The sequence below is a fragment of the Massilia sp. DWR3-1-1 genome (assembly GCF_049898325.1).
In the GTDB taxonomy this organism is placed as follows: Bacteria; Pseudomonadota; Gammaproteobacteria; order Burkholderiales; family Burkholderiaceae_D; genus JAFCUW01.
Genome location: NZ_JAFCXL010000004.1, coordinates 188320 through 206953, shown reverse-complemented (window position 1 = coordinate 206953; position 18634 = coordinate 188320). Strand labels below are relative to the sequence as shown.

Sequence of the window (18634 nt, the reverse complement as noted above, 5' to 3'; positions counted from 1 at the left end):
GCCGACGACTGGTTGCTGGAGGCGCGCGCGATGGAAGATTCGTCCACCTTTGTCGATGATCGGGATTACCAGAAAATCGTTCAGCTGACCCGGCAGGCCGCGGAACGACATCACTGGAAAGCCATGCTCAATTTGGCGAGCCTCTACGTGGAAGGCCGCGATCGGCCAAATGGGGACGACGAGGCGATGATGCTCGTATCGGATGCCATGGAACTGGGCGTACCGGCCGCCTACGACAGGATGGGCACCTATTACCTCAACGGCACTGGCGTATTCGGCAATGTCGATCGCGCCTTCGCCTTTTTTCAGAGGGCGGCCGCGATGGGCAACCCCCATGCCATGTCGACAACGCGCGGGCACAGCGCTATGACATGCCTGGTGACGCACTCGACTTCAACCCCGACCGCCGCTTCCCCAACCTCGACGCAGGGCATCACTGTCTGCCGCGCACACGCCTGGCATGCTCCGCAATGCAAAGCGGCGGGGGATCTTAGCGCCCCTTGCCATCGGGCGCCGTGCGCAAAAGCGGGCAAACACACAGAAGCGTGTCGCCGGCCGGGTGCACCATCGGCTCTCTCGCCAGACGGCGAGCGCACGATTCACAAACCACCTCCTGGAGCACCACCATGCACGCACAAACCCTGCCCTTCTATGTATTCGACACCCACACACAAGCCGACACCGCCATCCGCGCACTGGGAAAAGCGGGGCTCGATGTGAAGAAACTGTCGCTGGTCGGCCGCGGCGTCCACAGCGAAGAACTGCCGGTCGGCTTTTATTCGGTCGGCGACAAGATCAAGGCGTGGGGCGGACGGGGCGCTTTCTGGGGCGGCATCTGGGGCCTGTTGCTGGCGCCGGCCGTGTTCATGCTGCCGGGCCTGGGTTTCGTCATGTTCGCCGGTCCCGTGGTGCTGGCCATCGCCAGCGCCATCGAAGGCGCCGCCATCGTCGGCACCGCCTCGGTGCTGGGCGCGGCCCTGAGCAGCCTGGGCATGCCGAAGGACGCCATCATGAAATATGAAACGGCGATCCGCACCGACCAGTTCGTGCTGAGCGTGCACGGCAGCGCCGACGATGCCGCGCTGGCCGCCCAGGTGCTCGATCACCTGAAGGTCGAAGAAGCCCTCTGATCACGGGCCCGGCCCGCCCGCCATTTGACGGCCTCGAACCACAGCAGGCTCGCCAGCAGCGCGGCGGCGCCGCTCGCCGCCAGCGCCACGGAGGGCAAGCGGAAGCTGAAAAAAGTGCGCAGCAGGGGCACCGCCAGCACCAGCGCCAGCAAGACCAGCGCGCCGGCGGCGAAGAACGCGAACAGGCGGTCGGGCACGGCGCCGCCCTGCCAGCTGGGCCGGGAAAACGCGCGGTTGGCGTAGATCAGGCCCAGGTTCGCCAGCACCAGCACGGCGAAGGTGGTGGCGCGGATGGCGTCGTCCGGCGCGCCCTGGGCGCGCGCGAACAGGTTCACCCCCACCAGCGCCAGCAGCAAGCCGGCGCCCTGGGCCAGTCCCCGCAGCAGCACCGGCCAGTCGAACAGGCGCGCCGACGCCGGCCGTGGCGGCGCCCGCATGGCATCGGGCTCGGCCGGCTGCGCTTCAAAAATGAGCGAGCAGGCGGGGTCGATGATCAATTGCAAAAACAACACGTGGGCGGGCAGCAGCAGCATCTGCCAGCCGGCCAGCACGGGAATGAGGGACAGGCCGACGATGGGCACGTGGGCCGCCACCACGAACACGATGGCCTTGCGCAGGTTGGCAAACACCCTTCGCCCGTGGCCGACCGCCGTCACCAGCGAAGTGAAATTGTCATCGAGCAGAATCAGCGCCGCCGCCTCGCGCGCCACGTCGGTGCCGCGCCCGCCCATGGCCACGCCGATATCGGCCGCCTTCAGGGCGGGCGCATCGTTGACGCCGTCGCCCGTCATCGCCACCACCTCGCCGCGCGCCTGGAAGGCCTGCACCAGATGCAGTTTCTGGGCCGGCTGGACGCGGCAGAAAATGTCCGTGTCGGCCAGCCGCAGCGCCAGCCCCGGCCCGTCGAGCGCCGCCAGTTCGGCGCCCGTGAGCGCCCGGCTGGCGGCCAGCCCCGCCTGGCGCGCGATCGACAGCGCCGTGGCCGGGTGATCGCCCGTGATCATGACGACGCGGATGCCGGCCTGCCGACATTGCGCGATCGCCGCAGGAACCTCCTGACGCACCGGGTCTGCCAGTGCGATCAGGCCGAGAAACGTAAAATCGAAGTCGTGCTGCCGGTCCGGCAAGGCGCTGTCGGCGAACACCGCGCTGCCCACGCCCAGTACCCGCAAGCCCTGCGCGGCCATGTGCTCGACCTGGCCGGCGATGCGGGCGGCGCGCGCGGCGTCGAGGTGGCACAGATCGACCACCGCCTCGGGTGCGCCCTTGACGGCAATCATTTTTTCGCGCAAGTCGGGCGCCTGCCAGACGCGCGACATGGCCAGCATCTGCTTCGACAGCGGGTAGTCGCACAGCAGCGTCCAGTCGCCATGCAGGTGTTCCGTGCCCGCCAGCAGGGCGGCGCCGGCGGCGCCGATGGCGCTCTCCATCGGGTCGAACGCGCGCCGGTGGCTGGCCAGCATGGCAAATTCGAGCACGCCGTGCAGCGCCTCCGGCAAGGGGGCGCCGGCGCCGCCGGCAATCTCAACACTGGCCGCCTCGCTCCACAGCGCGCGCACCGCCATGCGGTTGGTGGTGAGGGTGCCCGTCTTGTCGACGCACAGCAAGGTGGTCGCGCCCAGCAGTTCGATGGCGGGAATGCGCCGCGCCAGCACCTGGTCGCGCGATAGCCGCCAGGCGCCCAGGCCCAGGAAAATCGTCAGCACCACCGGCAATTCCTCGGGCAGGACGGCCATCGCGAAGGTCAGGCCCGTCAGCAGGCCGTGCAGCCAGTCGCCGCGCAAGTACCAGTACAGCAGCGCCAGCAGCGACGCCAGCAGCAGCCCGGCCAGCGCCACCCGCAGCACCACGCGGCGGGTTTCCTGCTCGATCGGGGTCGGTCCCGTGTCGATCGCGGCCAGCGAGGCGCCGATGCGGCCCAGTGCGCTGCGGGGGCCGGTGGCGATCACGCGGCCGCGGGCGTTGCCCTGGGTCAGCAAGGTGCCCGCGAACACCTGGCTGCTGGCGAGTTCGACGTCTGCCGCCGCGGCGAACTTCGCCACCGGCACCGACTCGCCCGTCAGCATCGACTCGTCCGTCGTCACATTCGACGATTCGAGCAGCAACAGGTCGGCGGGCACGCGTGTGCCCTCGGCCACGAAGACGATGTCCCCGCACACGAGATCCCTGGCGGCCATCGTGCGCACGGCCCCGCTGCGCACCACCTGCGCACTGGGGCTGGCCATCTCGCGCAGCGAGGCCAGCGCGTTCTGGGTGCGGCGCTGCTGAAAAAAGGTCATGCCCATGACCAGGAAGACAAAACACAGCAGCATCAAGGCTTCGCCGCGGTCGCCCAGCAGCAGGTAGACCAGGCCGCAGGCCACCAGCAGCAGGAACATCGGCTCGCTCACCACCCGCAGCAGCTGGCGCAGGACCGCGTGGCGGGGCGCCTCGTCGAGCGCGTTCGGGCCGTCGCGCAACAGGCGGCGCGCCGCTTCATTGTCGCTCAGGCCGCTGTCGGCCTGCGCCGCGTCAGGCTTGGCGGTCGCAGTTTGTTGATTGTTTGATTGCATGCGCTGTCCTCCTATGCCGGCTGAGCAGATTGCACCTTGCGCGCCGTTTCAGCGCAAGCTGGCGCGCGCGGGCGCCGGCGACCACGGCGCCCGCTCGGTGCTGGCCGAATCGACCACGACGATAAAGCGGCCGGCGCTGACGACGGGCGTGCGCGCGGGGTTCAATACCCACAGTTGCGCACCCTCGCGCAGCGCGGCGTCGTAATCGGCGTCGAGCAAGCCGTTCAGGTCGACGAAGGTGTTAAAACTTGCCGCGATGCGGATGCAGCCCTCGGACCGGGGCGTGCCCAGCAGCGGTTCGGCCAGCACGGGATCGGTGGCGTGCATTTGCAGGCGCAAGGTGCCCATGGCGCCATCGCCCCAGCCGCGCGGCGCCGCCACCCAGCCCAGGTCGTAGACCCGCATGCCCTTGCTGCCGTAGCCGCGAAATCCCAGCTTGTTGCGGGTGCCCTCGGCGCGGTAGTCGGGCTGCGCGGTGCTGTGGTCGAACACCCCGGTGGGCGTAACAAAATGTTCGTAGGTGCCCGGCAGGCCGGTCGAGACGGGCACCGCGCCGACCAGCTGCCAGGCGCCGCCGCTGGCGCCCCACAGCAGCAGGGCCGCCTGCACGTTCGGGCTGCGGTCGACCAGCAGCAGGAACTGGGGCGCCACCATGCTCACCTGGGCACTGGCCAGCGCCGCCTCCAGCGCCTGCGTGTAGCCGGCCAGCGCGGCGGCGGGCACGGCCAGCTGCGGCCGGACTTCGAGGGCGAAGCGGGCGCTGATGGCGTCGACCTCGGCCACCGCGGCAAGGCTGTGCTGCGCCCGCGCGGGCGCGAAGGCGAACAGTGCCAGCAGCAGCGCCGCCTTGAGCATGCGCCAGTTCATGCGATGGCCCGATCCCAGGTGGCCTGCGCATCGTCGGCCGCGTGGTAGCGGCCGCAGCGCGCCTGGCTATTGCAGCTGGCCCGGTACACCAGGGCGCGCTGGGCGGCGGCGACATTGTCTTCGTGCCCCTGCCACAGCGCCAGCGCCGGCTGCTGGAGCGCCCGGCCAAACGAGAACGTCATCGCCCACGGTTGCGTGCCCTGCCCCTGCTGCAGCGCATTGAGCCGCAGCGTCGCCTGCGCCGGCGTCTGGCCGCCGGACAGGAAGGCGATCGCCGCCACCGCCGCCGGCACCGCGCGGCGCATGCTGCGCACCGTCATTTCCGCCACCAGCGCGGGCTCGGCCTGTTCCACGCATGCCAGGCCCGGCAGCACCATGCTGGTTTTCAGGATCAGCCCTTCCAGCAAGACCTCCTGCTCAACGAGCTGCGCGAACACCATGCGCAGCACGCACTCGCTGACGGCGGCCGAGCGCAACAGCGCATGCTCGCCCGCCATCAGGATTTCCGGCTCGACGACGGGCACCAGGCCCGCTTCCTGGCACAGGGCGGCGAAACGCGCCAGCGCGTGCGCATTGGCCATCACGCAGGCATGGCTGGGCAGGTTCTCGTCGACGCGCACCACGGCGCGCCATTTGGCAAAGCGGGCGCCCATCGCGTGGTAGCGCGCCAGGCGCTCGCGCAAGCCGTCGAGCCCCAGCGTGACCTGTTCGCCGCAATCGCCGTGGAAGGGCGCCAGGCCCATGTCGACCTTCACGCCTGGAATCATGCCGGCGTCCGCCACCGCCTGGGCGAAGGGCACGTCGGCCAGCGTATGCTGATTGATTGTTTCATCGTTCAATATTACTGCAGAAATACTCGCGCTCAAGCCCGGCGCCCCGACCATCCAGTCGCGGCAGGCGCGCCGCAGGGGCGCGGTGCCGGCAATGTCGAAGGCGGCGAAGCGCCGGTTGCAGGTGGCGCTGCTTTCATCGATGGCAAGCAGGCCCTTGCCGCGGGCGCTGATGCGCCGGGCAATGCTGATCAGTTCGTTTTCATTCATGCGTGGCAATCGGTTGAGGTCAGTGGGCCGTGCTGGTTGGACCACGGCATGGCGACATCGTGCGGAAAACGCCGGGCGTTTTCCGCAGCCACATCAGGCAATCCGCATGTCGTCCGTCACCGAGCGCACGCCGGGCGTATTCCACGCCGTCTCGCGCGCGATCGAGCGCTCACGCCAGTCCGGCACCACGCCCGACAGGGTGACGTTCGAGCCGCTCACGGCAACGCCGACTCGTTTCGCCTCATCGTGTGCGCGCCGTTTCAGGGCCGCTTCCAGCTCTTCCTTGACCACTGCCACGGTGACGGCCGGGTTGATGGTGATCTGGTTGCTCAGCCCCGTCACGCCGGTCAGGTAGCGCACCGCCGAGGCGGCCGCATTGCGCTGGTATTCCCAGGTCACCGCGCCGGTCAGGGTGACAACGCCCTGCTCGACCAGCGCCTGGATCTGATGCTTCGGTACGAACACCTGCCAGGCCAGCGCATGGTTGACGGCGCTGGCGATGTCGCTGTCGTCGCGGCGGGTGTCGCCGACCAGTTTTACATCGAGCTCGGCCGCCACCGATTGCACGCCCGCCACGCGCTGCGCGGCCCGCTCGGCATCCCATTTTTCGCCAAAGCTGGCGACCCGGCCTTCCAGCGTGATGACGCCACCCTTGGCCTCGACGCCGATCTGGGCGGCGTCCAGCGAAGGCTCCCAATCAAGTTCGGCCAGTACATCGTCGCGCAGTTGGATATCGGTTTTCATGGTGATTCCTTGGTTGGGTTGAGAAATCTCATCATGGCCCCGCCTGCGAAGGGCTTCAGTGTGCTTGCGCGCTTACGCGATCGGCGGCTCCTGCCGGCGGCTCCTGCAGGCGACTCCCAAAGCGGCGAAACACACAGACCGCCCCCCCGCCGCTGGTCGACAGTACGGGCTTGCGCACCGCCAGTCCAGGAGAACCCCAGCACCATGATCGACATTGCGCGCCACCCTCGAGGCCATCTGCGCCATCTGCGCAGCCGCTATCTCGCCAGCTGCGCCCTTGCCATGCTCGCCGTCGGCTGCGCCCCGCTGGTCGCGCCGGCGCGCCCCGCCACGGTGGCGATTCCGGCGCAGTGGAGCGTGCCCGCCGCCAGCGCGCCGGCCACGCCGCTGGCGCGCTGGTGGGGGCGTTTCAACGATCCCCTGCTGGTGACGCTGGTGGACGATGCGCTGGCCCACAACCATAGTATTGAGGGTGCGCGCGCCGCGCTGGCCCAGGCGCGCGCGCTGGCCGACGTCCAGGCGGCCGCCCGCCTGCCCCAGCTGAGCGGCAGCGCGTCGGCGCAGCGGCAGCGGGCCAATGCCAACATGGCCAGCAGCTTCGCCGCCGGTTTCGACGCCAGCTGGGAGCTCGACGTGTTCGGCGGCCAGCGCGCCGCCGTGCGCGCGGCCGACTTCAACGCCGCCGCCAGCGCCGCCAGCCTGGCCGATATCGCCGTGTCGGTGGCGGCCGAAGTGGCGCTCGATTACCTGGACCTGCGCTCGCTGCAACAGCGCCTGCGCATCGCCCGCGCCGCCCTCGACAGCCAGCAAGAAACGCTGCAACTGACGCGCTGGCGCACGCAGGCAGGCTTGAGCAGCGTGCAAGAGGTGGAGCAGGCGCGCAGCGCCGTCGAACAGACGCGGGCCCAGTTGCCCACCCTGGACAGCGCGGTGGCCCAGGCCGCATCGAGCCTGGCGGTGCTGACGGGCCGGGCGCCGGGCGCGCTGCGCGAACAGCTGGCGGCGGCCGGCGCCGCATACGGCGCGATCGACCCGGGCGCCATCGTCGCGCCGGCCGTGCCCGCCATCACCTTGCGCCAGCGCCCCGACGTGAAGGCGGCCGAGGCGCGCGTCGCCGCCGCCGCCGCCCTGCTGACCCAGGCCGACGCCGCCCGCCTGCCCGATTTTTCGCTGGGCGGATCGCTCGGCCTGTCGGCGCTGGGCGTCGCGGCGCAGCCGAACGCGGCCTCGGTGGTGGCCAGCCTGCTGGCGCGGGTGAGCGCGCCGCTGCTCGACGGCGGCGCCGGCCAGGCCCGCGTGCGCGCGCAGCAGGCGGCCCTGGCGCAGGCCGGCGCCAGCTACGCCAGCACCGTGCTGGCCGCCCTCAAGGACGTCGAGGATGGCCTGGTCGCGCTGGCCAATGAAAGCGTGCGGCTGGCCAGCCTGCGCAGCGGCGCCGACGCCGCCGGGCGCGCCGCCGCGCTGGCCGGCCTGCGCTACCGCAGCGGCCTGATCGACTTGCAGGTGGTGCTCGACACCCAGCGCGTGAGCCTGAGCGCGCAGGACGCCGTCGCCATCAGCACCAGTGCCTGGCATGCCGACCATGTGCGCCTCTACAAGGCGCTGGGCGGCGGCTGGCAAGCACCATCCCCATCAGCGCCGCAAGGCACCCCCGGAGAACCGATTCAATGAGCAGCAACGATACTATTTCCACTCCAGTCCCCGCGTCCCCCGCTGCCCCCGGCACCGGTGCCGGCGCCCCCGTCAGCGACGTCGACACCTTGCTCGGCGAATCCGCCCCGCGGCCCTGGTGGCGGCGCTGGACCACCTGGCTGGCCGTGGCCGCCGTGCTGGCCGTACTGGCCGGCGCCTACGCCTGGCAACGGCAGCGCGCCGCCGCCGCCGCCCCCAGCTACACCAGCGTGGCCGCAACGCGGGGCGACCTGACGCTGACCGTGACGGCCAACGGCACAATCCAGCCTACCCGCTCGATCAATATCGGCAGCGAACTGTCCGGCACCGTCCTGAAGGTGAACGTGGACGTCAACGACCTGGTCAAAAAGGGCCAGGTGCTGGTGGTGCTCGACACGGCCAAGCTGCGCGACCAGATCCTGCGCTCGCAGGCGGGGCTGGCGGCGGCGAACGGCAAGCTGGCGCAAACCGGGGCCACCCTGGCCGAGGCACGTTCGGCCCTGGCCCGCTTCGAGGACGTGGCGCGCCTGTCCGGCGGCCAGGTGCCGGCCCGCACCGAACTCGATGGCGCGCGCGCCACGCTGGCCCGCGCCGTCGCCGACCATGCCAGCGCACAAGCCGGGGTGGCCGACGCGCGGGCGGCGCTGTCGACCGACCAGATCAGCCTGTCCAAGGCCTCCATCGTCGCCCCCACCGACGGCGTGGTGCTCACCCGCACGGTCGACCCGGGCAACACGGTGGCCGCCTCGCTGCAGGCGGTCACGCTGCTCACCATCGCCGAGGACATCCGCCGCCTGCGCCTGTGGGTGTATGTCGACGAGGCCGACGTCGGCGCCGTCAAGATGGGCCAGGACGCCACGTTCACGGTGGCGGCCTACCTGGCGCGCAACTACCCGGCGCGCATCACCCGGGTGGGACTGGGCTCGACCATCACCGACAGCGTGGTGACTTATCTCACCTATCTCGACGTCGATAACGCCGACCTGAGCCTGCGTCCCGGCATGACCGCCACCGCCACCATCACCGCCACCCGGCGCCAGGCGGTGCTGCTGGTGCCGAATGCGGCCTTGCGCTTCGCCCCCGCCGCCGCGAGCAGCGCGCCGGCAAAGAAAGGGCTGGCGGCGGGCCTGATCCCCAGCATGCCGGGCAACCGCACGCGCCGCGGCGCCAGCGGCGCCGGCACGGCCAGCGCCCGCCAGGTGTGGGTGCTGGCGGCCGACGGCAGCGGCGCGCCGCGCGCGGTGGCCGTCACGCCCGGCATCAGCGACGGCCACATGACCGAAATCACCGGCGGGGAGCTGGTGGCCGGCATGCGCGTGATCACCGACCAGAAGTCGGGGGCAGCCAAATGAGCGCCGTCCCCCTGATCCAGTTGCGCCAGGTCTGCAAGCGCTACGGCAGCGGCGCCACCGAACTGATGGCCGTCAAGGGCATCGATCTCGACATCGGCGCCGGCGAGTTCGTCGCCATCATGGGCCCCAGCGGCTCGGGCAAGTCGACGGCGATGAACATCCTCGGCTGCCTCGACACCCCCACCAGCGGCGCCTACCTGTTCAAGGGCGTGCACGTCGAACCGCTCTCGCGCGACCAGCGCGCGCGCCTGCGCCGGCGCTATCTTGGCTTTGTGTTCCAGGGTTTTAACCTGCTGGCGCGCACCTCGGCGCAGGAAAACGTCGAGCTGCCGCTGCTGTACCGGGGCGACAGCGTCAGTGCGCGCCGCAGTGCCGCCACGCGCGCGCTGGCGGCGGTGGGACTGGGCGGCTGGGAACACCACACGCCGGCCGAACTGTCCGGCGGCCAGCAGCAGCGCGTGGCCATCGCCCGCGCCATCGTCACCGAACCGGCCGTGCTGCTGGCCGATGAACCGACCGGCAACCTCGACACCCTGCGCAGCCACGAGATCATGGGACTGTTGCTGGGCCTGAACCGCGACCACGGCATCACCGTGCTGATGGTCACCCACGAGCCCGACATGGCGGCGTATGCCCACCGCATGGTGCAGTTCATCGACGGGCGCATCGCCCGCGACGAGGCCAATCCCCATCCGGTGACGGCAGCGCCGGCCGGCGTGGTCGCCGGCGCGGAGGTCTGATGCTGCTCAGTGTAATCATGCTGGCCCTGCGTTCGGTGCGGCGTAACCTGCTGCGCTCGTTCCTGACCATGCTCGGCATCGTCATCGGCGTGAGCGCCGTGATCACCATGGTCACGCTGGGCAATGGCGCCACGCGCGCCATCGAAACCCAGATCACCAGCCTGGGCAGTAACCTGCTGATCATCAATCCGGGCCAGCGCCAGCCCGGCGGCGGCGGTGGCGGCGGCCGCGGCGTGCCCCAGTTCACCGAGGCCGACGGCGAGGCCATCGCCGCCCAGATCGGCGGCGTGGCGGCGGTGGCGCCGCAGGGCCGCGCCAGCGCCACCGTGGTGGCCAACGGGCGCAATTGGGTCAGCACCGTGACCGGCAGCAGCAACGCCTGGTTCGACACGGGCAACTGGAAGCTGGCCAGCGGGCGCAAGTTCGACGACGACGAACTGCGCGCCGGCGCCGCCGTCTGCCTGCTGGGCGAGACGGTGCGGCGCGAACTGTTCGGCGGCGCCGCCGGCGTCACCGGCATGGGCCAGCAGGTGCGCGTGCGCCAGTTCTCGTGCGAAGTGATCGGCATCCTGGCCGCCAAGGGCCAGGGCGGCATGGGCGACCAGGACGACCTGGTGCTGGTGCCCCTGCACACGCTGCAGCGGCGCGTCACGGGCGGCCACAAGGTGGCGATGCTGGCCGTGTCGATGGAAGACGGCAGCGACAGCACGCGCCTGAAGGCCAGTCTGCGCCAGCTGCTGCGCGAACGGCGCAAGCTGGGCGAGGACAGCGGCGCCGGCGCCGACGACAACTTCAATATCTTCGACACCCAGCAGCTGGCCGAAACGCTGTCGAGCACCATGGGCGTGCTGACCGGCCTGCTGGGAGCGGTGGCGGCTGTCAGCCTGCTCGTGGGCGGTATCGGCATCATGAACATCATGCTCGTGAGCGTGACCGAGCGCACCCGCGAAATCGGCTTGCGGCTGGCCGTGGGCGCGCTCGAGAGCGAGGTGCTGCTGCAGTTCCTGATCGAGGCGATGGTGCTGTGCGCGCTGGGCGGCGTGGTCGGGGTGGCGCTGGCCACGGCGGCCTCATTCACGCTGGCGCAGCTGATGGGGGTGCCGTATGCCTTCGACATCGGCATCAACCTGCTCGCGCTGGTGTTCGCGCTGACCATCGGCGTGGTGTTCGGCTACTTTCCCGCGCGCCGCGCCGCGCGGATGGACCCGATCGAGGCGCTGCGCCACGAATAGGGTCCGGCGCGCTTTAGCGCGCCATCAGCAAGGGCAGCGTCGACTCGCGCAGGACGGTCTGGGTGACGCCGCCCAGCACGATTTCGCGGAAGCGGCTGTGGCCGAAGCTGCCCATGACGATCAAGTCGCGCGCGCGCGCCTGCGCCAGCGCCAGCAGGGCCGCGCCGGCATCGTCGACCGCGCCGCCGTCAACGATGTCGAGGGCGATGCCATGGCAGGCCAGGTAAGCGGCCAGGCGGGCATCGATGCTGTCGGCCCCGCCGTCGTATTTCGGCGCATTGAAGGTGACGGCGGCGACCTGGCCGGCGCGCCGCAACAGGGGCAATGCCGCCCGCACCGCGCGGCTCGCCTCGAGGCTGCCGTCCCAGGCGATCAGGGGCCGTTGCGGCAGGCTGCAATCGGCCAGCGCCGGCGGCACCACCAGCACCGGGCAAGGCGCATGGACCAGCAGGGCGCGCACCAGCGCATGGCCGTCGGCCACGAGGGCTGCGGGACTGTGCGACTGGCCCAGCACCAGCAGGTCGCCATAGCGCGCCGCCAGCGGCAGGCCGTGGGCGGCGCCGTCATCGACCAGGACGGTCTGGACCGCGCTCAGCCCCGTCTCCCGCACGCTGCTGGAAAACTCGGCCAGGGCCCGCTCGGCGCCCTCGGTGAGAAAGGAAAAATCCTCGAACACGGTGGGCAGCACGGCGCCGGCGGCGCCACACTGATAGATAAATTCGGTCACGCCCGACAGGGCGATACCGGTCAATTGCGCGCCCTCGGCCAGCGCGATATGGGCCGCCAGGCGATAGCGCAACTGCGCGGACGGCGACTCGCAGGCGTGGACCAGGATGGATTTGTAGGACATGGTGTTCTCGCTAAGGTGAGTGGACGACGGGGAAGGCAGCGGCAAGCGCGCTGCCGTATTAATCAGGAAGGACCAGGCAGGATCATGCCAGCTGCTGCACGCGCGCGTCGAGCACCAGCACTTCACGCACGCCACCGCCCTCGCGCACCAGGAACAGGGCATCAATGCCACGCGCGCAGGCCAGGGCGACGCCGGCGCGCTCGCCGGCCACCAGCAGCGCCGTCGCCCACGCATCGGCCAGCATGCAGGTGGCGGCCAGCACGGTGACGGCGGCCAGCGTGTTCGACAGGGGCTGTTGCAGCGCCGGGGCCATGGTGTGGGAATACCGCTTGCCGTCGATGGTGACGCAGCGCCGGTAGTCGCCCGAGGTGGCAATGGCCATATCGCGCAATTCCATGACGCCGCCCACCTCGCGCACGCCGACGCTGGGCTTTTCCAGCGCCACGGCCCAGGCTTCGCCCTCGGGCTTGGCCCCGCGCGCGCGCATCTCGCCGTCGATGCCGACCAGGTAGTTGGCAATGCCGTGGCCGTCGAGGCAGCGCGCCAGCTGATCGACGCCGTAGCCCTTGGCGATGGCCGACAGGTCGATCGCAATGGGCGCGTGCTTGCGCACGCGCGCGCCGGCGCGGTCGACTTCGAGCCGGGAAAAAGCGGGGCGACAAGCGCCCTCTTTCCCTGCCAGGACCGGCGCACCGGCGCACCGGGGCGCCGGCCCGAAGCCCCAGGCATCGACCAGTTCGCCCACGCCGATATCGAAGGCGCCGTCCGAATCCAGGCCCACCTGCAGTGCCGTTTCGAGCACTTCCGCCAGGTCCGTGGGGATGGCCATCCAGGCCTGTTCGGGCGCCCGGTTCAGGCGGCACAGGTCGGAGTCGCGGTTCCAGGTCGACATGTGCCGGTCGACCCGGTCGACCGCGGCAAACAGGTCTGCGCCGATCAAGGCCAGGTCCGTCCCGGCGGGCCCGTAGAACACCGCCGTGTAACGGCTGCCCATGGTTTCGCCGTTCAGGCTGAAGCGGTGCGGCGCGCCACGTTCAAAAGACGTCTTCACGATAGCGCCCTCCCGTGCGCAGCGTCTGCACGCTCTCGCCGACCGGCGCCAGCACCGCGTCGAGCGCCGAGCGGACGCTGCCCGCCATGGCACTGCTGCCGCAGACGAGCACCTGGCCGCCGTTGCCGATCAATTCGCGCAGCTTGTCGGCGTCGCCCTCGAGCCGGCTCTGCACGTGCACGCCGTTCTCGACCCGGGAAAAGGCCGTCTGCAGCTGCGTGAGGCGGCGGTCGGCCAGGTAGTTCTTCAACTCGGGTTCGTACAAAAAATCCGACTCGGGGTCGCGCCCGCCCCAGTACAGGTACATGGGATGCTTGCCCGTGTTATTGCGAATAAAGCCCGCCAGCGGCCCGATCCCCGTGCCGGCGCCGATCAGGATGACGGGCGCCTTGCCCGACTGGGGCCGAAATTGGGGGTTAGCTTGAATAAACGCGTCGATACACTGGCCCGGCTTTAGTGCGTGCAGGTAGCCTGAACAGAGACCGCCGGGCTGCTTGCGCACGCAGATTTCGACGAAGCCATTGTCGGCGCCGCTGGCCAGCGAATAGAAGCGCGGCATCGGGCTGCCCGGGGCGATCACGCCGAGCAGGTCGCCCGCTTCGAAGCGGGGCAGCCCCGACGGCCGCAACAGGGGCAGCAGGCGCGCCAGCATGCCGGTGGCAGCGGTCGCGCGCCCCGCGCGAAAGCGCAGCACCACGGTGGGCTCGCTCGCTTGCTCGCCGTAGTCGATCCGCTCAGCCAGGCACAGCGCCATGGTGGGCGGATGAACGGGCACATAATCGAGCTTGAGCGATACGCCCAGCAAGCTGCCCACGGTATCGCCCCAGCGGGTGAATTCCTGCGCCGACTGGCGATTGATCATGACGAGCTCGAGCGCACGCTGCCAGCCGCGCGCCTGCATCGCCGCGTCCGCATCCCTGGCGAACTGGCAAAACTGCGGGAACTGGCGGTCGCCAAAACCGAGCACGGCATACTGCAGCTGCGGATTGGCCGGCAGCCGTTCGAGCAGCGCGAGAAAATGGTTGGCCGAGGATGGCGCGTCGCCGTCGCCATAGGTCGCCGTCAGCAGGAACAACTGGCGCGCCGTGCGATAGCGCGCCGACAGCGCGTTCATGGGCGCCGTGTGGACCTGGCGGCCGGCCGCGCGCAAGCCATTGTGGAGGGCCAGGGCGAAGCCCCAGGTGCTGTTGTTTTCGCTGCCGACGAGAATGACCACGTCGGCCGTGGCGGCGGCGCTGTTGTCGACGATGCGCGGCATGGCCTGGCGCCGCTGCCACCACACCAGCACGCCGGTGATGGAAAGCACGGGGGCGCCCAAGGCGCACAGCCCCAATAGCAGGCCGAGCCACCACAATCCCTGGCCCGTGTGCAATTTCACCACCAGCTCGTGCGCCTCGCGCCAGCCGCTGTGGGCCCGGTACGACAGCGCCGCCCCCGTCGACTGGTCAACGTAGGCGTCGCCCTGCACGGTCCTGAGCGTGTACACGGCAGTGGGATCGCCCGGCAGCGGAAACACCAGTTCGCGCAAGTCAGCCAGCCTGGCCGCCTGCAATGCGGCCAATTGCGCCACCGGCGCCGGCGGTCCGCCCGAGGTGCTGGCGGGGAAATCGGGCTCGGCCTGCATGCCGTCGGTAATCACACCGAAGGTCGCCGCCGACATATAGGTGCCCGTCAGCGCCGACAGCAGCAGGCCGGCCAGCACCACCCGGCCCGTTGTGGCGTGCCAGCGCTGGCCGGGGCTGCCGTGCAGGGGCTGCAGCAGCCGGCGCCAGCCGCCGACGCGCTTGATCAGCAGCCACGCTCCCGTCACGCCCAGCACCAGCAGCACCAGTGCGGTCAGGCCCGCCACCGCCCGCCCTGGCGTATCGAGCAGGAGCGAGCGATGCAACTGCCGCACCCAGCGCGAGAACGCCGACGGCAGGTAGGGCGCGAGCGCCTTGCCGGTGGCGGGGTCGACCTGATCGGCGCCGGCCCCGTCGGGCGCGCTGTAATACACGATCAGCGTCCCGGACGGCGTGCGCTGGATCTGCTGCGCCGCCGGATAGGCGCGCAGCACCTGGTCGGCCATGGTGGCGACGCTCACGCCGGCGGGCAGGCTGGTGCCCAGCCGGTCGCGCACCGGGTCGATCGACAGGACCGCCCCCGTCACCCCCATCAGGATGACAAACAGGGCGGCGAACAAGCCGGGCAGAGAATGGAACTGGCGCAACATGCTGGGACCGCTTACATGTCGTAGACAAAGGTTTTGACGACGCCACGCCCGCCCGCGGGCTTGCCGCTGCCCGTTTTGGTCAGCGGTATGCGCAGCTCGGCGGGGCTGTCGCGGCCGTCTTCGTAGGCGCTGTCGATGCGGATCTGGTAGCCGGCGTCGATGAGGGCGTCGGCCAGTTCCACCGTGACCTTGAGCGACTTTCCGCTGCCCACGCTGGCGCCGCTGACGCCGTCGAACTCGCGGGGATTGAGTGCGCTGCCGCGCGCCCAGTCGCTCAGGTGGCGGTAATACTTGACCTTGGTGCCGGCGACCCACAAGGTCTTCTGGTATTTGCCGGCGGCGTCAGTGAGGTAGATCGCCAGGTAGGCACCGTTGCCGCCATAGTTCTGCAAACTGGTGGTGAGCACGACCGGGCGCGCCTGCGCCAGCAGCGGCAGGGCCAGAACGGTGGCGAGGAAGGCATTGCGGACGCGGTGACTCATGGTGTTTCTCCTTTGTGCGCACGGTCTTTGCCGTCGCGGTGGGTGGTGGCCGGCAAGCTCTGGAGATAATCGGAGGCGTCGCCCGCCTCGCCGAAGTCGAAGGCGATGCTGCGGATGCGCAGCGTCGCGGGGGCATAGCGCGCCTTGAATCGATTGCCCTTGCGGTCGACGCCACGCACCTCGTAGCAGCCGTCATCGACCTTGATGCGCTGGACGGTCCAGCCCCGTTGCTCGACCTGCTGCTGCAATACTTCGCGGGGTTTCCATGCTGCGATGGGGTCGTTGCAGTCGGTGTCGGCAAGGGCCGCGCCGGTCGCGCCGCACAAGAGCAGTGCGGCGATGAAGTGGAACTGCGTAGGCATGGCATCCTCCTGCAAGAAACGTAAGAGACGGTCCGGGAGGCAGCGTACGCGGCGTGCGCGAAGGTCCTGGGTCGCTGAAAAGTGCCTCGACTGTAGGGCCCAGGGTGGCAAAAAAACATGAGGTACATCAAGTGCGCGGCCATTACGATCTTTACCGCAGGCACAAGGCGTATTGCGGCGGTGCGAGCCTGTGCTGCTGCGCGGCATGGCATTGCCGGCCGAGCCGGTGATTACGCCAGAAGGCCATTGGAGGCCAATGCGGCGCAGGTACCGGCACTGAGCTGGGCAGCGACGGGAGAATGGTCGCCTTCATAACTTACTCTACCATCTGCTTGAGATTGATAGCGCGCGTGAGCACCTCCATGCATTAGCCGCTCGCCGATACACTCATTGAAGCGGGCCCGCCGAACCAGACATAAATGTTCCAGCCAGCGCTTGCTGCAAGTCTCGGCCAGTACCGCTCTGCCCGGCAGCGCGCGGTGTTTTTCGTTGGACCATGTCAAGCACCAACTGCCCTTTTCCATCTGCCACAGCGGTCAGTATGCGGCAGTCACATTTGCTGTTGTGCAGGCTCTGTAAGCACAATTTCTAGGGCGTGATTTCTTTGCAATTTTTCTATGCGGATAATTTGATTTGAATTACCATCGTGCATCGTGCATCGTGCATCGTGCATCGTGCATCGTGCATCGTGCATCGTTCAACGTGGCTGCGCTGAAAATGCAGAGCGCTTTCAGGCAATCAAGGTAGGAACGCTCACTTGATTTTCTGTACGGCGCCATTGCTGTATCCACAAGCGTATTCGGTCATCGGACCTTGAATAATGTCGGCGCACGCATGGCGGCCCCCCTTGCCCTGCCCGTTGTTCGTCGTATGCAGGGCCGATGGACTGTTTGCGCCCCGGCGCACTGCCGTCTGGACCACCAATTAGTTTTTCTACCAATCAGGAAGAACGATGCCCACAACAACGCTTTCGCATTTCACTACAGGCTTTTCATGCAGTAAGATTTTGCTGTGCGCTGCCATTGCATGGCAGCCCGCCGGCGCCGGGGAAGCACGCGCCGCCGCTGCCAGCGTCCCCGGCGAGATTCCCGTATTTCTGGGTCAGCACATGCTGTACACCCGCAGCTTCGATGGCCTGCAAGAGCGCCAGTTCGACGGCCTGCGCATATGGGGCGCCGCAGGCACCATGTGGTATCAGATCGAGCCACAACGAGGCAGTTTCGACTTCAGCGAGTTCGACGAACAAGTTGCCGGCGCCACCGCGCGAAAGATCGAACTGATGTACACCTTCGGGCAAACGCCCCGCTGGGCATCCGCGCGGCCCGATGAAAAGGGCAATAGCGGCGCGGGGGCAGCGGCCGAGCCGGCCGACATGGCGGACTGGGCAACGTATGTGCGCACGGTGGCGACGCGCTACAAGGGGCGCATTGGCGCCTACGAGGTGATGAACGAGCCGCGCGTGCCCGAAGCGATGAAATCGTGGTCGCCCGGCTTTTTTTCGGGCAGCGTGAGCAAGCTCGCCGAGATGACCCGCATCGTTGCCGAGGAAGTGCACAAAGCCGATCCGGCGGCGAAAATAGTCTGCCCCTCATTTGATGGCTTCGACGGCCTCAAGCGTCTCGACACTTTTCTCGGCACGGGCGCCGGCAAACACTGCGACATCATCGGCTTCCATTACTACCTGCCGCACCACACCATCAAGGAGTTACGCGACATGGTGCAGGAAACCCATCGTATCGCGACGCGCCACGGACTGGGTAAATTGCCAATATGGGACACCGAGACGGGCGTACTGATTGCCGAAGCGGGCTTCAATCTCAAGCCGCAGTATCCCAATGGGGCTTTCAGTAAAATGTTCGACAGTGCCGAGGCGGCGCGCCTGGCCGCCAAAATGCTGGTGGTGTCGCACAATTTGGGTATCGAGCGCACCTACTGGTTCGCGCACGACACATCGTGGATGGGCTCCACGGTGGCTGACAAGCGCCGCAAACTGCTCAACCCCTTCGGCAAGTCGCTGGCGGTGCTGAAGGACTGGCTAAGCGGCCGCTTCCTGCGCAACTGTGCTGGGACTGGTGAGAGCATGTTGTGCGACGTACATGACCAGACCCGCAAGATAGGCGCCGTATACTGGGGGGCGGGAAAGACCCCGGCCGAGTGGACGCGCCTGGGCTATCGAAAAGTCGCCTATCTGAACGGGGAAACGGCGTCCCTGGGCAGTCTGGACGCATCTGCAACGGTGCCGCGAATCGCGGACGACGTCTTGTTTCTGACTGCCCAGCCAGTTGGAAAAATGCCGTAGCGTCGGGTGCCGGCATCCTCGCCGGCACGTCGTCGAGAACTATCTCAGAT

The 18634-nt window shown here is 68.8% G+C and carries 16 protein-coding genes; 7 read left to right on the top strand and 9 right to left on the bottom strand.

Annotation, left to right across the window (positions count from 1 at the left end; all coding sequences use genetic code 11):
- Window positions 1-30 precede the first annotated feature (30 nt).
- Together ACP7EY_RS06250 and ACP7EY_RS06245 are read left to right on the top strand one after the other, a co-directional pair.
- Entirely contained in the window at window positions 31-720 is a 690-nt protein-coding gene (locus ACP7EY_RS06250; protein ID WP_426191679.1) for a hypothetical protein, read from the top strand.
- A complete protein-coding gene (locus ACP7EY_RS06245; protein WP_426191576.1) occupies window positions 627-1130 on the top strand; it encodes a DUF1269 domain-containing protein in 504 nt (167 codons plus the stop codon). Before ACP7EY_RS06250 ends, ACP7EY_RS06245 begins: the two co-directional genes overlap by 94 nt.
- Here ACP7EY_RS06245 and ACP7EY_RS06240 read toward each other — a convergent pair.
- The 4 genes from ACP7EY_RS06240 to ACP7EY_RS06225 form a co-directional block, all read right to left on the bottom strand.
- A complete protein-coding gene (locus ACP7EY_RS06240; protein WP_426191574.1) occupies window positions 1103-3682 on the bottom strand; it encodes a cation-translocating P-type ATPase in 2580 nt (859 codons plus the stop codon). The genes ACP7EY_RS06245 and ACP7EY_RS06240 overlap by 28 nt on opposite strands.
- A gap of 48 nt (window positions 3683-3730) precedes the next feature.
- Complete coding sequence (locus ACP7EY_RS06235) at window positions 3731-4549, bottom strand: L,D-transpeptidase (RefSeq protein ID WP_426191572.1); 819 nt, start codon at window positions 4547-4549, stop codon at window positions 3731-3733.
- The gene (locus tag ACP7EY_RS06230; protein ID WP_426191570.1) at window positions 4546-5589 is read right to left on the bottom strand and encodes a class I fructose-bisphosphate aldolase; all 1044 of its coding nucleotides are present in this window, start codon (window positions 5587-5589) and stop codon (window positions 4546-4548) included. The genes ACP7EY_RS06235 and ACP7EY_RS06230 overlap by 4 nt, the downstream gene beginning before the upstream one ends.
- 93 nt (window positions 5590-5682) lie before the next feature.
- Window positions 5683-6333 carry a BON domain-containing protein gene (locus ACP7EY_RS06225; protein WP_426191567.1) on the bottom strand — a complete coding sequence of 217 codons (651 nt, stop codon included), beginning with the start codon at window positions 6331-6333 and terminating at the stop codon, window positions 5683-5685.
- A gap of 204 nt (window positions 6334-6537) precedes the next feature.
- On the opposite strand from ACP7EY_RS06225, the gene ACP7EY_RS06220 reads away from it, so the two are divergent.
- From ACP7EY_RS06220 to ACP7EY_RS06205, 4 genes are read left to right on the top strand one after another with little or no spacing between them, the layout of a single operon-like run.
- Window positions 6538-8004, top strand: coding sequence for an efflux transporter outer membrane subunit (locus tag ACP7EY_RS06220; protein ID WP_426191565.1), 1467 nt, complete (start codon window positions 6538-6540; stop codon window positions 8002-8004).
- Window positions 8001-9356 carry an efflux RND transporter periplasmic adaptor subunit gene (locus ACP7EY_RS06215; RefSeq protein ID WP_426191563.1) on the top strand — a complete coding sequence of 452 codons (1356 nt, stop codon included), beginning with the start codon at window positions 8001-8003 and terminating at the stop codon, window positions 9354-9356. Before ACP7EY_RS06220 ends, ACP7EY_RS06215 begins: the two co-directional genes overlap by 4 nt.
- Window positions 9353-10096: an ABC transporter ATP-binding protein gene (locus ACP7EY_RS06210; RefSeq protein ID WP_426191561.1), complete on the top strand. Its 744-nt coding sequence runs from the start codon at window positions 9353-9355 to the stop codon at window positions 10094-10096. The genes ACP7EY_RS06215 and ACP7EY_RS06210 overlap by 4 nt, the downstream gene beginning before the upstream one ends.
- Window positions 10096-11328, top strand: coding sequence for an ABC transporter permease (locus tag ACP7EY_RS06205; RefSeq protein ID WP_426191559.1), 1233 nt, complete (start codon window positions 10096-10098; stop codon window positions 11326-11328). The genes ACP7EY_RS06210 and ACP7EY_RS06205 overlap by 1 nt, the downstream gene beginning before the upstream one ends.
- Window positions 11329-11341: 13 nt before the next feature.
- On the opposite strand, the gene ACP7EY_RS06200 is transcribed toward ACP7EY_RS06205, so the two are convergent.
- The 5 genes from ACP7EY_RS06200 to ACP7EY_RS06180 form a co-directional block, all read right to left on the bottom strand.
- Window positions 11342-12178, bottom strand: coding sequence for a universal stress protein (locus ACP7EY_RS06200; RefSeq protein WP_426191557.1), 837 nt, complete (start codon window positions 12176-12178; stop codon window positions 11342-11344).
- Window positions 12179-12260: 82 nt separating this feature from the next.
- Window positions 12261-13229 (bottom strand): FAD:protein FMN transferase, encoded by a 969-nt coding sequence (locus tag ACP7EY_RS06195; RefSeq protein ID WP_426191555.1) that lies wholly within the window; start codon window positions 13227-13229, stop codon window positions 12261-12263.
- Entirely contained in the window at window positions 13213-15441 is a 2229-nt protein-coding gene (locus ACP7EY_RS06190; RefSeq protein WP_426191553.1) for a PepSY domain-containing protein, read from the bottom strand. Before ACP7EY_RS06190 ends, ACP7EY_RS06195 begins: the two co-directional genes overlap by 17 nt.
- An 11-nt stretch (window positions 15442-15452) precedes the next feature.
- Complete coding sequence (locus tag ACP7EY_RS06185) at window positions 15453-15923, bottom strand: DUF2271 domain-containing protein (RefSeq protein WP_426191551.1); 471 nt, start codon at window positions 15921-15923, stop codon at window positions 15453-15455.
- Complete coding sequence (locus ACP7EY_RS06180) at window positions 15920-16285, bottom strand: PepSY domain-containing protein (RefSeq protein ID WP_426191549.1); 366 nt, start codon at window positions 16283-16285, stop codon at window positions 15920-15922. The genes ACP7EY_RS06185 and ACP7EY_RS06180 overlap by 4 nt, the downstream gene beginning before the upstream one ends.
- Before the next feature lie 952 nt (window positions 16286-17237).
- On the opposite strand from ACP7EY_RS06180, the gene ACP7EY_RS06175 reads away from it, so the two are divergent.
- Window positions 17238-18584: an endo-1,4-beta-xylanase gene (locus ACP7EY_RS06175; RefSeq protein WP_426191547.1), complete on the top strand. Its 1347-nt coding sequence runs from the start codon at window positions 17238-17240 to the stop codon at window positions 18582-18584.
- Window positions 18585-18634 lie beyond the last annotated feature (50 nt).

Excerpts from the sequence above, each read along its gene's own strand:
- ACP7EY_RS06250 (WP_426191679.1), top strand. The coding sequence starts at position 31 with ATGGAAGATTCGTCCACCTTTGTCGATGATCGGGATTACCAGAAAATC.
- ACP7EY_RS06245 (WP_426191576.1), top strand. The coding sequence starts at position 627 with ATGCACGCACAAACCCTGCCCTTCTATGTATTCGACACCCACACACAA.
- ACP7EY_RS06240 (WP_426191574.1), bottom strand. The coding sequence starts at position 3,682 with ATGCAATCAAACAATCAACAAACTGCGACCGCCAAGCCTGACGCGGCG.
- ACP7EY_RS06235 (WP_426191572.1), bottom strand. The coding sequence starts at position 4,549 with ATGAACTGGCGCATGCTCAAGGCGGCGCTGCTGCTGGCACTGTTCGCC.
- ACP7EY_RS06230 (WP_426191570.1), bottom strand. The coding sequence starts at position 5,589 with ATGAATGAAAACGAACTGATCAGCATTGCCCGGCGCATCAGCGCCCGC.
- ACP7EY_RS06225 (WP_426191567.1), bottom strand. The coding sequence starts at position 6,333 with ATGAAAACCGATATCCAACTGCGCGACGATGTACTGGCCGAACTTGAT.
- ACP7EY_RS06220 (WP_426191565.1), top strand. The coding sequence starts at position 6,538 with ATGATCGACATTGCGCGCCACCCTCGAGGCCATCTGCGCCATCTGCGC.
- ACP7EY_RS06215 (WP_426191563.1), top strand. The coding sequence starts at position 8,001 with ATGAGCAGCAACGATACTATTTCCACTCCAGTCCCCGCGTCCCCCGCT.
- ACP7EY_RS06210 (WP_426191561.1), top strand. The coding sequence starts at position 9,353 with ATGAGCGCCGTCCCCCTGATCCAGTTGCGCCAGGTCTGCAAGCGCTAC.
- ACP7EY_RS06205 (WP_426191559.1), top strand. The coding sequence starts at position 10,096 with ATGCTGCTCAGTGTAATCATGCTGGCCCTGCGTTCGGTGCGGCGTAAC.
- ACP7EY_RS06200 (WP_426191557.1), bottom strand. The coding sequence starts at position 12,178 with ATGTCCTACAAATCCATCCTGGTCCACGCCTGCGAGTCGCCGTCCGCG.
- ACP7EY_RS06190 (WP_426191553.1), bottom strand. The coding sequence starts at position 15,441 with ATGTTGCGCCAGTTCCATTCTCTGCCCGGCTTGTTCGCCGCCCTGTTT.
- ACP7EY_RS06185 (WP_426191551.1), bottom strand. The coding sequence starts at position 15,923 with ATGAGTCACCGCGTCCGCAATGCCTTCCTCGCCACCGTTCTGGCCCTG.
- ACP7EY_RS06180 (WP_426191549.1), bottom strand. The coding sequence starts at position 16,285 with ATGCCTACGCAGTTCCACTTCATCGCCGCACTGCTCTTGTGCGGCGCG.
- ACP7EY_RS06175 (WP_426191547.1), top strand. The coding sequence starts at position 17,238 with ATGCCCACAACAACGCTTTCGCATTTCACTACAGGCTTTTCATGCAGT.